Genomic DNA, 12,793 nt, shown 5'->3' on the forward strand with positions numbered 1-12,793 from the left:
CCGTGCATGTCACCGTCGTCGGCTGCGCGACATCGGCTTCTGCTGGACGACTGGTGGATAGCCGAGTTTGCGTGTGCAGAGGTTCTTCAGACGGCGGCGGGTCCCGGCGTCGATCTTCGGTTGCGCGTCGAGGAGACATCGCAATCGGTGGTAGAAGTCGGTGGGGACGAGTCCGAACTCGGGAAGGATATGCTCGTCGCCGCCGCCGTAAGGTGCCCACTGCACCGCGAAGTCGAGCAGCGCGACTTCATCTTTCGTCATTGTGTCTCCTTTCCTGACACCTACCGCCGCGGGCGCGGTCGCATGCACGTGCATGCGACCGCGCCCACGCCGGGGTCATCGCATGTCGAGGTAGATGCTCTTGAGTTGTTGGTAGCTTGCCAGTCCTTCGGGTCCGAGTTCCCGTCCGAGTCCGCTGTTCTTGATGCCGCCGAAGGGGGCGGTGGGATCGTTGGCGTAGCCGTTGATGCCGACGGTGCCGCTGGCGATGTTGCGGGCGAACCGGGTACCGCGGTCGGGGTCTGCGGTCCAGACCGAACCGCCGAGGCCGTAGTCCGAGTGGTTGGCGATGGCCACGGCCTCGGCCTCGTCGGTGTAGGGGATGACCGACAGCACCGGGCCGAAGATCTCCTCCTGGGCGATGGTGTGCCCGGTCTGGACGTCGGCGAAGATGGTGGGCTCGACGAACCAGCCGTGCTCCGCGCCGGCGGGACGCTTGCCGCCGGTGGTGATGCGTCCGCCGTCCGACTTGCCCTTCTCGATGTAGCCTTCGACGCGGTCGCGTTGGCGGGCCGAGACCAGCGGTCCCATCTGGGTCGTGTCGGAGAGCGGGTCGCCGACCGCGATGCCCTTCGCGAGATCGGTGATGGTGTCGACGATCTCGTCGTAGCGTGAGCGCGGCGCCAGGACGCGGGTGCCGAGCCAGCAGATCTGCCCGTTGTTGAGCAGAGTCGCCGCGTAGAAGGATTCGACGTTCGCGGCGAGGTCGGCGTCGTCGAGGATCACGGCGGCGGACTTGCCGCCGAGTTCGAGGGTGACCGGGCGCAGCAGTTCACCGCAGGTGCGGCCGATGGCCCGGCCGGCGGCGGTGGAGCCGGTGAACGAGACCTTGTCGATGCCCGGGTGCGCCACCAGGTAGGCGCCGAGTTCGCGGCCGCCCGGGACGATGTTGAGCACACCGGCGGGCAGTCCCGCCGCGATCGCTGCTTCGGCCATCAGGAAGGCGTCGAGCACCGTCTCCGGAGACGGCTTGAGGACCACGGTGCAGCCGGCGGCGAGTGCCGGAGCGAGTTTGAGGAACGTGATGGCCTGGGGGACGTTCCACGGCACGATCGCGCCCACCACGCCGATGGGGGCGCGGGTGACGAGGGTCGCTCCCCCCAGCATGCCGGGACGGATCTCGTCCTCCTGCTGGGCCGCCATCTCGGCGTAGTAGCGCAGCAGGAGGGGCGGGAAGCCGCCCTCGAACTGCCGGGCCAGGCCGATGGGCATGCCGTTCTGGCTGCTCACCCGGGTTGCGGTGTCCTCGGCGCGGGCTTCGAGTTCGTCGGCGAACCGGCCCAGGACTTCGGCGCGCCGGGCGGCGCTCCAGGACGCCCAGCCGTCCGGGCCGGTGAATGCTGCGCGGGCGGCGTCGATCGCATCGTCGAGGTCGGACTCGGTACCGTCCGGGACCGAGCCGATCCGCTGTTCGGTGCTCGGGGAGATGACCGGGATCGTGGCATCGCCGGACGGTCGTACCCATCCGCCGCGGATGTAGAGCTCGGTGTAGTCGATCGTCATCGGGGTGTCCTTCTCGGGAAGTGTGTCGGGGTGGGGTGGTCAGTCCTGCACGAGCACGGGTTTGAGCACCTCGCCCCGGTGCTGGGCCGCGATCGCGTCGTTGATTTTCGCGAAGGGGAAGGTGGTGACGAGCTTGTCGAGCGGGAACCTGCCCGCCTTGTAGAGCTCGACCAGTTCGGGGATGAACTCGTCGGGGACACTGTCGCCTTCGATGATCCCGGTGATCGTCAGTCCCATGGCGAGGGAGTTGATGATGTTCAGCGGTACGGAGGCCGCCGGGTCGGCGGGCACGCCGATGAGGCCGATCTTGCCGTGGAAGGTCATGGCGCCGACGAGCGACTCGATCACGGCCGGGACGCCGGAGGTGTCGATCGCGTAGTCGACACCGGCCGGGACGATGGCACGGACCTGCTCGACGAGGGGGCCCGCGGCCGGATCGACGACGTGGGTGGCGCCGAGTTCGAGGGCGAGGTCGCGCCGGGACCGATGGGGTTCGACGGCGATGATGGTGGTGCAGCCCCGCACGACGGCGCCCATGACGGCGGCCAGGCCGACCGAGCCGGCGCCGGCGACCAGTACCGCGGAGCCGGGCCGGCAGTTCAGGGAGCGCATCACCGCGCCCGCGCCGGTCTGGATGCCGCAGCCGAGGGGAGCGAGCAGTTCGGCCGGGACGTCGTCGGGAACCTTCACGACGTTGCGTTCGAAGGCGAGGCTGTAGGTGGCGAACGAGGACTGTCCGAAGAACAGGCCGGTGAGGCGCTCCCCGTCGGTGGTGGACAGCGGTCCGGTGCCGTCCTCGCGCACCCCGTCGTAGGCGAGGTGCATGAACTGGTGGCAGTAGGAGGGTGCCCCCGTCGTGCACGACGGGCAGGTCCCACAGCTGTGGAAGGTGATGCCCACGCGGTCGCCGGGTGCGACCTTGGTGACGCCGGGGCCGACTTCCCTTACGATGCCGCATCCTTCGTGGCCGAGGACGGCGGGCAGCGCGGTCGGGAGGGCACCGTCGCGGGCGGCGAGGTCGGTGTGGCAGATGCCGACGGCCTCGATCTCGACGAGAACCTCACCGGCCCTCGGTCCCTCGATGAGGATCGGCTCGAGGGTGAACTCGGCGTGCGGCTCTCTCGCGACTGCTGCGAGTGCTTCCATCGTCACGTACTCCATGTCTTGAGGGCCGGCCCGGTAAGGCCGGCGGAAATCGAAATGCTCTACAGAACGGCGTCCCGCAACGAGGTCGCAGGATCGGCGAGTGCGGTGGGATCGAGCTTGGTGCGGTTACCGATGAAGCGTTTGCCGGCCATGAATTCGGCTGCGGCGTTGACGGTCTCGACGGCGATGGGCACGCCGTCGCTGTCAAGGTGGAACAGGGCGAAGGAAGACTCGGACGGATCTCCGCGCAGGACTGCCCGGGTGTCGGGATCGACCATTCCGGCCATCTTCATTCTCAAGTCGAACTGATCCGACCAGAACCACGGCACCTCGTGGGGTGGCAGTGGTGCGCCCGTGATGACAGCTGCCGCTTGCTTCGCCTGCTCTACCGCGCTGGGAATGCTCTCCAGTCGAACCATCTTGCCCAGGGTGTCGTGCAGGCGGTAGGTCACGTCCCCGATGGCGAGAACATGCGGATCGCCGGTGCGCGCGGAACCGTCCACCACGATCCCGGCGAGGCATTCGATGCCCGCGTCCCGAGCCAGTGCGTCGTTGGGGATCGCTCCGACGCCCACCAGCACCAGGTCACAGGCAATGTGGGTGCCGTCGGCGAGGGTGACTCCACCGACTCGACCGGCTGTCCCGGTGATCTCCCGGACCTCGGCTGCCGTGATGATGCGCGTGCCGCGGTCGCGGTGGAACCGGGTGAGGACGGCCGAAAGCTCCGGACTGGCGACCCGCGCCAGCACCCGATCCTCACGCTCGACGACTGTGACTTCGCACCCGCGGGCGCGGGCCGACGCTGCGACCTCGAGTCCGACGTACCCACCGCCGACGATGGCCAGTGAGGATCCGGTGTGGACCGCCTCGCGCAGTTGGGCGGCGTCGGCGAGGGTGCGCAGGCTCAGGACACCGTCGAGGTCGCTTCCGGGGAGCGTCAGGGTCCGCGGTGCGGCGCCGGTTGCGAGCACGAGCGTCGTGTACTCGAGGGCCGCACCGGATGCCGTCGTCGCGGTTCGGGTGTCCCGGTCGATGTGTACGACCGGATCGTCCAGCCGGGTCTCGATGGCGTTGTCGGCGTAAAAGGATTCCGGCTTGAGCCATTGCACGAACTCGTCGTCGGCGTACTTCTTCGACAGCGGCGGGCGGTGATACGGCGGATGCGCTTCCTCCCCGCACAGGACGATGCGGCCGTCGAACTTCTGTTGCCGCAGCATGCCGGCGAGTGTGCCGCCGGCATGCCCGGCTCCGACGATCACCACGGTGGGTGACGGGTGTGGCGTGAGCATCGTGTTATCCGGTGAACTCGATCTTGACGGGCATGTTCTTGAGTCCACCGACGAAGTTGGTCTGGATCATCTTGGTGTCGTCCACCAGCTCGAGGGACTCGATGTGGGGGAGCAGTTCCTCGAACATGATGCGCAGTTCCAGCTTCGCCAGGTGCTGGCCGATGCACATGTGCGGGCCGTAGCCGAAGGCGATGTGCTTGTTGGGCCGGCGGGTGATGTCGAAGCGGTCGGGGTCGGGGATGACCTCCGCGTCGCGGTTGCCCGACTGGTACAGCAGCATGAAGCGGTCGCCCTTCTTGATGTCGCGGCCGCGCAGCGTGTAGTTCTGCGTCGCCTGACGCATGAAGTGCTTCACCGGCGAGGCCCAGCGCAGCGACTCGTTCACGAGGTGCGGAGCGAGTGCCAGATCGGCCTTCACTCGGGCGAGCTGGTCCGGGTTGCGGCCGAGTTCGAGCATGCCGCCCGCGAGGGTGCTCGAGGTGGTGTCGTGGCCCGCGGTCGCGATGGCGATGAACCAGCCGTAGGCCATCTCGTTCGGGTAGTACTCACCGTCCTTGTCGCGGGCCAGGGAGATGATCGTCGCGAGGTCGTCTTTGGGGTTGGCGCGGCGATCCTGGAGCAGCCGTTCGAAGTAGGCGTAGAAGTCCTGGATCGTGGCCACCCACTGCTTGGCGGCGGCGTCCGGGGTGAGCGGTTCGACGTCCTCACGGACGGCGTCGGGGTCGGCCGTCCCGAAGAACTCTTGCGTCAGGGCCATCATGCGGGGCTCGTCCTCTTCGGGCACACCGAACAGGCTCATGATGACGTGCAGCGGGTAGTTCAGGGCGAAGTCCTTGACGAAGTCGATCCGGCCGTCCGTATCGAGGAGTCGGGCGACGGACGCCTTGGCAAGGTCACGGATGGTGGCTTCCCACTTTGCGAGGTTGGTCGGCCGGAACCAGTCGATCGCGATGTCCTTGATCTCGGTGTGCTCCGGCGGATCGAGGTAGGTGAGGGTCTCCAGGATGCGGAGACTGCCGTTGTTGATGCTCTTGGTGAACTCGTCGCCGGCCTGGTTCGCCAGGATCGGGTTGACGGACCCCTTCTCCTCGCCGCCCGCGCTCGTGAAGATGTCGGGCTGGCGCTCGATTTCCATGATGTCGGCGTGCTTGCTCACCAGCCACAGCGGGTCGTACCCCTCGACCACGGCGCGGCCGAGCGGGTTGTTCTCGCGCAGCCAACGGTAGGCGTCGAACAACGCGTCGTTGTCCCGGTGCCCTTCGGGCAGCACGATCTGACGGGCGACGGCGTCCGGGATCAGCTCCGTGACCTGCTCTGTAGTGCTCATCGATTCCCCTTCGTGGTGCAGTGAGATGTAGCGCCGTACGTCCAGGCGCTTACGCCGACTGGAGTGATTTCAGCCTGTCAGTCTCGAGAGTGAGGGGCATCACACCAGCGAACGAAAGTTGTCCACCTAACGGGGGATGTGTGCCCGGTCACCCCGCTGCCTCGTGCCGGCCCCGCCGCAACTTTCACCCTCGGGGAGGGGGGTAATCGGTCGATGTGGTGATGTGTACGCCGAGTGACCGGCGACACAATTTGGGCATGGAGAACGCGGCCGCCCCTTCCGGGTACGGCACTCGGCCCCGCGAGGCGGCCGCGCAGATGTTCACCGGTCAAACTTGAAGGAGATCGCCATGCCCACTGTCGTGTACCAGCTTCCGGACGGCTCGACGTCGTCCGTCGACGTCCCGGCCGGCCAGAGCGTTATGGACGGATCGGTACGCAACAACCTTCCCGGCATCGTCGCCGAATGCGGCGGCAGCTGCTCGTGCGCCACCTGCCACGTGTACGTGGACGAGGACTCCGCCGCGGTGTTCGGGCAGCCGACGGCAGAGGAGCAGGATCTTCTCGAGTTTCTCGACGGCGTCCAGCCGTGCTCTCGCCTCGCCTGCCAGCTCGTGCTGACCCCCGACGTGGACACCATCACGGTGACCGTGCCGCCTTCGGACGCCTGACGACGCGGCGTAGTGGGCCTGCATCGCCGGGCCCACCACGCCTGGACGAGTCACGGTGTCGGAGCCGCCGAGTCACCGGGGGGTGGACTGATACTTCGCGATCAGTTCGGCGCGGTTGGTAGCGCCCAGTTTTCGGAGGATGCGTTTCACATGCGACTTGACCGTGTCGACGGTGATGACCAGCTCGGCGGCGATCGCGGCGTTCGACGCGCCGGTGAGGATCAGCCGAACGACGTCCGCTTCGCGCTCGGTGAGCGGATCGAGCAGGCGCCGGTCCACGTCGTCGTGTTCTGTGTGGGACGGCGCGCTGTCGGGCGTGTCGCGTGGGGGCAGCGCGTCGAAGTCGGTGTCGCTGCCCCACCGCCGGGCGCTCTCGCGGAGGAGAAGGTCCTGGCGTTCGCGTCGCGATTCGAGGCCGACCCGCTCGAAGCAGCCGCCGAGCATTTCCGCGAACACGCTCAGGGCGTGGCGTCGTGGACCGTCCAGCACTGTGTCGACGTGCACGAGCGCAGTTGCATTCCCGTCGACGACGACCGGAACGGTAGAGAAACCATTGTCGCCCAGGATATCTCGAAACGACTCGGCAACCACTTCGTCCACCGTGACCGTGTTCGTCGCGAGCGCGTGCGCTTCGGGCGAACCCGGCACGAGGTCGAACCCGGGGGGCAGCGACGGCGACGTGCCGGGGTCGGTGCTGAAGGAGATCACGGGAACGATTCGATCTCCCTCGAGCCGAGACAGGAGGACCTTCCGCGCAGAGCAGAGTTCGGCGACACGCTCGCACGCGCGTCGCATGAGTTCCGCACTCGAGGCGGCATCGTCCAGGGCGTGGACGGCACGATCGATGCCTGACGCAAGTGCACCGATCTCGGCGGACCGCTTCTCCGCGAAGGCCTTTCTGCGATCGAGGAGATCGACGAGGCGCCGGCCGAGCTCGGTGGCTCGTTCGGGGGTCGCGGTGCGCATGTCGGTGAGGATGTCCGAGATGGCGCGATCGAGCTCGGCGTCCCCGATGTTCATATCCGGATGCGCATGCGCTTCGGGTACGTCAGGCGCCACCGGTCACCGTCTTGGCGTTGGCGTACAGCGCTGCCACCTCGGCGCGCGTCGATACCCCGAGCTTTTTGAAGATCCGCTGGACATGGCTCTTGACGGTGCCGTCGGAAATGCAGAGCCGCCGGGAGATTGCCGCGTTGGTCGCCCCGGTCGCCATGAGGGTGAGCACTTCGCGCTCGCGAGCGGTCAGCGACTGCGCGCGCGGAACGCCCGGGTCCCGCGACCCACTGTCCAGGGCCGCTACGTCGGAGCGGGACAGTTCACGGGTACCAAGTTCCGGCATCGTGACGGGCGCCTGTTCGAGGTGCCGCATTGCCCGGGTGAGGCGTTGGATCTCGGCCTCGACGTTCTCGTTGCGCGCATGGATCTGCTGCCGCAGGTCGGCGCGTTCCTTCGACGAGGCGCACACCGCGGCGAGCGCGCCGACGATGTGGACGTCGGTGTCGGACAGTCCGTCGCTCTGCCGGTCGACGTGGATCATCGCCACTGCGCGGGAGCCGACGACGACGGGAACGGCGATGTATCCCGCCGGGCGCGACAGGTCTATGAGGGGGCGGTACGTGTGCCGGTACGTGTCGGCCGCCTCCACTGCGTACGGCCGGCGACGTCGGACCAGTTCGGCTTCCCGCGGGGCTTCCCGCAGCGAGATCTCCCGACCGTCGATGGCCTCGAGAAGTGGGTGGAAATCCCCTGTCAGTTCCGGATGGACGGCGAGCGCGATGGGTGACCAGATGGAACCGCGGACGACGGAGAACATGGCCTTGGCGTATCCGAGGTTCGTGCACAGTTCCTGCGTCACGGTCCGTGCGATCTGGTCGGCTCCGGCGTCGATGGTGCGCATCGCGTGTTGGAGCGCCTCGAACTGCTCGGTGTGCACGCGCAGGCGACGCGCAATGTCGTCACGCTCGGCGGCGTCGAGTCGCATGACGAGTTCGGCGAGCCGCACCGCCTGCTCGGGGGAGTTGGCGCCCTCCCGGAGCGTGCGGGCTGCGAATGCGCGGATCACCGCGGGGTCGGGCGCGCCACCGGCCAGGCGAACCAGGTTCGGCTCGCTTCCGAGTAGTTCCTGCAGTTCTGCAATTGCCTGCTCGGCAAGCTCGAACGAACTCGTCGAAATGACCACTCACTACTCCTCGCGCCACGGCGGCCACACGGACGGCGGCGACGCCGTCGCGCCTCCCTGTGACACAACACAGTATAGAGAGTTGCATCGCCAGGACGTCCGGTCGCCGTCTGTGGCCCACCTTCAATGTATATGGTCAGTCCAATCCCGTCACCCCCTTGGCGGAAATCACTGCGATCGGCTCTTGTCTCCATCCTGTCGCAACGCTAGGGTCGAATGGTAAGACCAAAATGGAAGGATGGGCAGTATGGCTCACCCCGTGCGATACGACGTCGACGAGCACGTCGCCGTCCTCACTCTCGATCGCCCGGAAACCCGCAACGCTTTGTCCGACGACCTGTTGGACGAACTCCTGGCCGCGCTCGAGCGCGCGCGGGCGGACGACGATGTGCGGGTAGTCGTGCTGGCGTCGTCGCACGAGAAGGTCTTCTCGGCGGGCGGGGACCTGAAGGCGTTCGCGAGCGACACCCCGACGATCGTCAAGTATGCGGGCCTGGACCGCTTCCCGCGGTTGTACCGACTCATCGGCGGTCTCGGGAAGCCGGTGATCTGCGCCGCCGGTGGCGACGTGCTTGCGGGCGCGTTCGGGCTCGCGCTCGCCTGCGACTTCGTGCTGGCCAAGGAGTCGGCTCACTTCGGGTGCCCGGAGATCAATGTCGGCGTCTTCCCGTTCATGATCTCCGCGCTCATCTACCGGAACGTCGGCCGGCTCAAGGCCAATGAGCTGATGATGTATGGAGAGAAGCTCACCGCCGCGGAAGCTCGCGAACTGGGACTGGTGAATCGCGTGTTCCCGGACGGCGACTTCGATGCAGAGGTGTGTGCGTGGGCGCGCCGACTGGCGAGAAAGTCACCGCTGCTGATGCGCCTGGGCAAGGATGCGATCAACAACACTCGTGACATGTCGCTGCCGGACGCACTTGCGACGCTGCAGTCTCAACTGGCCCTTGCATTCACCACCGAGGATCTTCTCGAAGGTGTCACGGCTTTCCGTGAGAAGCGTTCGCCTGTGTGGAAAATGCGATGAAGGTTCCAGGGCCGTCTCCTGGGGCCCCGCCGTCGACAGGAACCGCGCTTCTTGCCGGCCCGGCGACGGCCTCGAGGATGCGGACGGCATGCGCCATCGATTGAACAGTGTGCCGCCGATGGCGAACATCTCTGGGCCCCTGTGCTTGCCGATCGACCGACGGGTGCGATGAGCGCTCGCGAATGTCGTCGAAGGTGGTTGCCACTTCGGTCTAACCATTCTAATCTTTACGTAAACGTGTGGCAGAGCAAGAAGGACGGAATCCTCCCATGACGCGCGAACGAAATCTCGGCCGATACACCCTCCAGCAGGTAGAGGAGTTCTATGCCAGTGGCCAATGGGCCGACGAGAACTTCACCGAGCTTCTGCGGGCACGCGCCGAGAGCAGTCCCGACAAGATCTTCGTCACCGACGGCGCGCAGGAGCTGACCTTCTCGCAGCTCTACGACAAGTCGCAGCGGCTGGCGCTCGGCCTCCACCGAACAGGGCTCCGGGCCGGCGACCGTGTCGCCGTTCAACTGCCCAACTGGGGGGAGTTCGTCGTCGTCGCAGCGGCGCTCGCTCGGCTCGGCGTGGTGACGGTGCCGATCATGCCGATCTACCGGGCGGATGAGGTGTCACACGTTGTCGCCGATGCCTCGATCCGGATGGCAATAGCGCCGGCACGGTTCAAGGGCTTCGACTATGTGTCGATGTTCGACGGTATCCGGCGGTCGTCGCAGACGTTGGAGACGATCATCGCGGTGCGCGCTTCGGACGGGAGCCGTCAGACACTTGCCGAGCGGGACATCGAGGCTCTCGAGAGCCTGGTCGCGGACGCGGACCTGGACGTCATCGACACGGAACTCGACTTCCGTGCCCACCCCGACGATCCGTTCGTCATCGTGTACACGTCCGGAACCACGTCGCGTCCCAAGGGCTGCCTCCACACCTTCAACACCTACGCTTCGGGCGCACGTGCACTGAGGACGGCCTTCGGGCACACCGAGGCGGATGTCCAATTCGGGCCGTCCCCGATCACGCACACCACAGGACTCGTCACCAGTGTGCTCATCCCTCTGCTCAGCGGCGCGGCGACCCACATCATGGCGGAGTGGGACCCGGAGCGCGGGCTGGCCGAGATCAAGAAGTTCGGATGTACGGCCGCGGTCACGGCCACCACGTTCCTGCAGACGTTGTTGGCTGCGGCCGAAGAGGATCCGGACGCCGATCTCTCCTCCCTCCGGGTCTGGGTGTGCGCCGGCTCCCCGATCCCGGCGGCCGTGGTGGAGAAGGCGAAGTCCGACCTGCCCACCACCGCCATCCTGTCGCTGTACGGGAGGAGTGAGAATCTCACCACGACGACCTGCACCGTCGAGGACGACCCGAGCCGGGCGGTCACGTCCGACGGCGCCGCGCTGCCGGGGGCAGAGGTCAAGGTTGTGGGGGACGACGGCCTCGAGGTGGCACGGGGGAGTGAGGGCGACATCGCCTATCGCGGGCCCTCGCATATGATCGAGTATCTGAACCGGCCCGAGGACACAGCGGAACTCTTTACCCCCGAAGGATTCTCGAGGTCCGGAGATCTCGGAGTCATGGATGCCGATGGGTTCGTCCGGGTTACCGGCAGAACCAAAGACATCGTGATCCGCGGCGGCATGAACATCAGTGTGCGTGAGGTCGAGGACAAGTTGGCCGAGCACCCCGATATCCTCGCTCTCGCCGTGGTGGGAATGCCCGACGAGCGGCTCGGGGAGAAGTTGTGCTGCTACGTGGTGCCCAAGGAGGAGCAGAATGCTCCCACCCTGGACCATCTCCGCAACTATCTGCTCGATCGGGGAGTTGCGATTCAGAAGACCCCTGAACGCGTCGAGGTGGTCGCCGAGTTGCCCATGACCGCCACCGGGAAGATTCAGAAACACCTCCTCCGCAAGCGCATCGCGGCAGAGTTGGATGCCGGTGCCCAACGCCCATGAAGGTTGGGAGGCAGGTGAACTCCTGGTAGCTCGTTGAGTGGCTTACGCCACGACCGACCAGGAGTTCACCTGCGCTCATCGCGCCATGCCCGTCCTGCCCCGACCCTGACACGGTGCCCGGACACGGGGGTGCGATGTACCCGTCGTCGCCGACCGACACCCAGTGGCGTTGCGAGAGCCGCCCATGCAGCCCGTCGGGCAACACCGACGGCGAGGTCGAACGGCCCGAGAAGCCCTGTCGCCGTATGGCGCTCGATACGGTCCTCCACGTCGTGCGGGGCGAAATCGCGTGGCGGCAACCGCCGGTGGACTTCCCCGCCGGTGACGCCGGTGTACGCGATCTTCGCCTGCTGCGTGCGGGTCGGGGTGCGGTGGCGGATACACGACGTCCTGCGCGAGGCGGCTCTGGGCCACCGACGGCCGTGAGCCGGCCAGGACCGGCACGGCGCGCACCGAGTGATCGCCGGATACCGGGCCTCGGCGCCGGATCACCCCTCCGGAATCCGTGGGCTGTCAGACTTCGGCGACGACGACCGTCGCCGAACCGGTGACAACCGGCCCCTTCGTTCCGGAGACGGTCAGATCGAGATCGGCCCGCGCCTCCCCATCGGTCTCGGTGATCGCCGTGATCGTCCCGCTCACGGTCAGGGTGTCGCCCAGGAAGACCGGGGCGACGAAGCGGACGCCGAAGGAACGGACGTGCTCGACGCCGAAGGTGTCGGAGAGCCAGCCGGCCAGGATCCCGGCCTGCATCTGACCCATCGCGATGACGCCCGGAAAACCGGACGTCGCAACGAACTCCGGATCATGGTGCAGAGGATTGAAGTCACCTCCGGCGCCGGCGAATCGCACGATGTCCGTCTGGGTGATCGGGCCGACGACACGCGTGTCGACGACCGCACCGATGCGGGCCTTCATAGGTGCTCTCATCGTTGTTCTCCTCGTTCGATCAGCACTTCCTCCAGTCGCACCACCGGATCACCGTCGGCGTCGACGTATTCGGTCTCCAGCGTTACGACGCGCATCGATCCGCCGCGCTTGCCCTCGCGCTGTGCGTCGTCGACGATGCGCCGCGTGCCGACGACGTGGTCGCCTGCAATCAGGGGTCGAAGGTATGTCCACTTCACCGAGCCGACCACCACTCGTTCGAGCGCCAGGCCGAGCGTCTCGACAAACCTGCGCTGGTCGCGCTGATGTCCGGCGACGACCGTGTGGGTCAGGGTCGCGGGGACATCGGCGAATCCGGCGGCGTGCGCGGCGGCCCGGTCCGTGTGGGCGGGATCGGTAGTGAACGTCGCACGGGCGAACTCACGAATCTTGCCGCGCTCGACGTCGTACTCGACTCGGTCCACCTCGCCGCAGTGGAGTGGTTCTGTCATCACGGTCCTCCTCTTTTGGACTGACCTATAGTATCATTT

The 12,793-nt window shown here is 66.8% G+C and carries 12 protein-coding genes; 3 read left to right on the forward strand and 9 right to left on the reverse strand.

The annotated features are described in order from the left end of the window. Positions 1-9: 9 nt before the first annotated feature. The 5 genes from RR3_RS22360 to RR3_RS22380 form a co-directional block, all read right to left on the reverse strand. Entirely contained in the window at positions 10-261 is a 252-nt protein-coding gene (locus RR3_RS22360) for a DUF3263 domain-containing protein (protein WP_010593398.1), read from the reverse strand. A 75-nt stretch (positions 262-336) separates the two neighbouring features. After that, positions 337-1,782 carry an aldehyde dehydrogenase gene (locus tag RR3_RS22365; protein WP_010593397.1) on the reverse strand — a complete coding sequence of 482 codons (1,446 nt, stop codon included), beginning with the start codon at positions 1,780-1,782 and terminating at the stop codon, positions 337-339. A gap of 39 nt (positions 1,783-1,821) precedes the next feature. Next, complete coding sequence (locus RR3_RS22370) at positions 1,822-2,928, reverse strand: NAD(P)-dependent alcohol dehydrogenase (RefSeq protein ID WP_064065771.1); 1,107 nt, start codon at positions 2,926-2,928, stop codon at positions 1,822-1,824. Positions 2,929-2,987: 59 nt separating this feature from the next. Next, positions 2,988-4,217, reverse strand: a complete 1,230-nt coding sequence (locus RR3_RS22375) for an NAD(P)/FAD-dependent oxidoreductase (protein ID WP_064065723.1) — start codon at positions 4,215-4,217, stop codon at positions 2,988-2,990. Between the two features lie 4 nt (positions 4,218-4,221). Continuing rightward, entirely contained in the window at positions 4,222-5,544 is a 1,323-nt protein-coding gene (locus tag RR3_RS22380) for a cytochrome P450 (RefSeq protein WP_064065724.1), read from the reverse strand. A gap of 349 nt (positions 5,545-5,893) precedes the next feature. Between RR3_RS22380 and RR3_RS22385 the strand changes: the two genes are divergently transcribed. Beyond that, on the forward strand, positions 5,894-6,214 hold the full coding sequence (locus RR3_RS22385; protein ID WP_064065725.1) for a 2Fe-2S iron-sulfur cluster-binding protein: 321 nt from the start codon (positions 5,894-5,896) through the stop codon (positions 6,212-6,214). A 72-nt stretch (positions 6,215-6,286) separates the two neighbouring features. Here RR3_RS22385 and RR3_RS22390 read toward each other — a convergent pair whose 3' ends face one another. Continuing rightward, positions 6,287-7,234, reverse strand: coding sequence for a helix-turn-helix transcriptional regulator (locus RR3_RS22390; protein ID WP_174557597.1), 948 nt, complete (start codon positions 7,232-7,234; stop codon positions 6,287-6,289). A gap of 28 nt (positions 7,235-7,262) precedes the next feature. Beyond that, entirely contained in the window at positions 7,263-8,393 is a 1,131-nt protein-coding gene (locus RR3_RS22395) for a LuxR C-terminal-related transcriptional regulator (RefSeq protein WP_064065726.1), read from the reverse strand. Between the two features lie 247 nt (positions 8,394-8,640). Between RR3_RS22395 and RR3_RS22400 the strand changes: the two genes are divergently transcribed. Both RR3_RS22400 and RR3_RS22405 read left to right on the forward strand, forming a co-directional pair. Continuing rightward, on the forward strand, positions 8,641-9,420 hold the full coding sequence (locus RR3_RS22400) for an enoyl-CoA hydratase/isomerase family protein (RefSeq protein ID WP_064065727.1): 780 nt from the start codon (positions 8,641-8,643) through the stop codon (positions 9,418-9,420). Between the two features lie 269 nt (positions 9,421-9,689). After that, the gene (locus RR3_RS22405) at positions 9,690-11,375 is read left to right on the forward strand and encodes an AMP-binding protein (protein ID WP_064065728.1); all 1,686 of its coding nucleotides are present in this window, start codon (positions 9,690-9,692) and stop codon (positions 11,373-11,375) included. Positions 11,376-11,888: 513 nt separating this feature from the next. Here RR3_RS22405 and RR3_RS22410 read toward each other — a convergent pair. Together RR3_RS22410 and RR3_RS22415 are read right to left on the reverse strand one after the other, a co-directional pair. Beyond that, complete coding sequence (locus tag RR3_RS22410) at positions 11,889-12,305, reverse strand: MaoC family dehydratase (protein WP_064065729.1); 417 nt, start codon at positions 12,303-12,305, stop codon at positions 11,889-11,891. Next, positions 12,302-12,754 (reverse strand): FAS1-like dehydratase domain-containing protein, encoded by a 453-nt coding sequence (locus RR3_RS22415; protein WP_064065730.1) that lies wholly within the window; start codon positions 12,752-12,754, stop codon positions 12,302-12,304. Before RR3_RS22415 ends, RR3_RS22410 begins: the two co-directional genes overlap by 4 nt. Positions 12,755-12,793: the final 39 nt, after the last annotated feature.

It is taken from the genome of Rhodococcus ruber NBRC 15591 (genome assembly GCF_001894945.1).
Taxonomy (GTDB): Bacteria; Actinomycetota; Actinomycetes; order Mycobacteriales; family Mycobacteriaceae; genus Rhodococcus; species Rhodococcus ruber.

Excerpts from the sequence above, each read along its gene's own strand:
- RR3_RS22390 (WP_174557597.1), bottom strand. The coding sequence starts at position 7,234 with ATGAACATCGGGGACGCCGAGCTCGATCGCGCCATCTCGGACATCCTC.
- RR3_RS22415 (WP_064065730.1), bottom strand. The coding sequence starts at position 12,754 with ATGACAGAACCACTCCACTGCGGCGAGGTGGACCGAGTCGAGTACGAC.
- RR3_RS22385 (WP_064065725.1), top strand. The coding sequence starts at position 5,894 with ATGCCCACTGTCGTGTACCAGCTTCCGGACGGCTCGACGTCGTCCGTC.
- RR3_RS22380 (WP_064065724.1), bottom strand. The coding sequence starts at position 5,544 with ATGAGCACTACAGAGCAGGTCACGGAGCTGATCCCGGACGCCGTCGCC.
- RR3_RS22365 (WP_010593397.1), bottom strand. The coding sequence starts at position 1,782 with ATGACGATCGACTACACCGAGCTCTACATCCGCGGCGGATGGGTACGA.
- RR3_RS22375 (WP_064065723.1), bottom strand. The coding sequence starts at position 4,217 with ATGCTCACGCCACACCCGTCACCCACCGTGGTGATCGTCGGAGCCGGG.
- RR3_RS22360 (WP_010593398.1), bottom strand. The coding sequence starts at position 261 with ATGACGAAAGATGAAGTCGCGCTGCTCGACTTCGCGGTGCAGTGGGCA.
- RR3_RS22410 (WP_064065729.1), bottom strand. The coding sequence starts at position 12,305 with ATGAGAGCACCTATGAAGGCCCGCATCGGTGCGGTCGTCGACACGCGT.
- RR3_RS22400 (WP_064065727.1), top strand. The coding sequence starts at position 8,641 with ATGGCTCACCCCGTGCGATACGACGTCGACGAGCACGTCGCCGTCCTC.
- RR3_RS22370 (WP_064065771.1), bottom strand. The coding sequence starts at position 2,928 with ATGGAAGCACTCGCAGCAGTCGCGAGAGAGCCGCACGCCGAGTTCACC.
- RR3_RS22405 (WP_064065728.1), top strand. The coding sequence starts at position 9,690 with ATGACGCGCGAACGAAATCTCGGCCGATACACCCTCCAGCAGGTAGAG.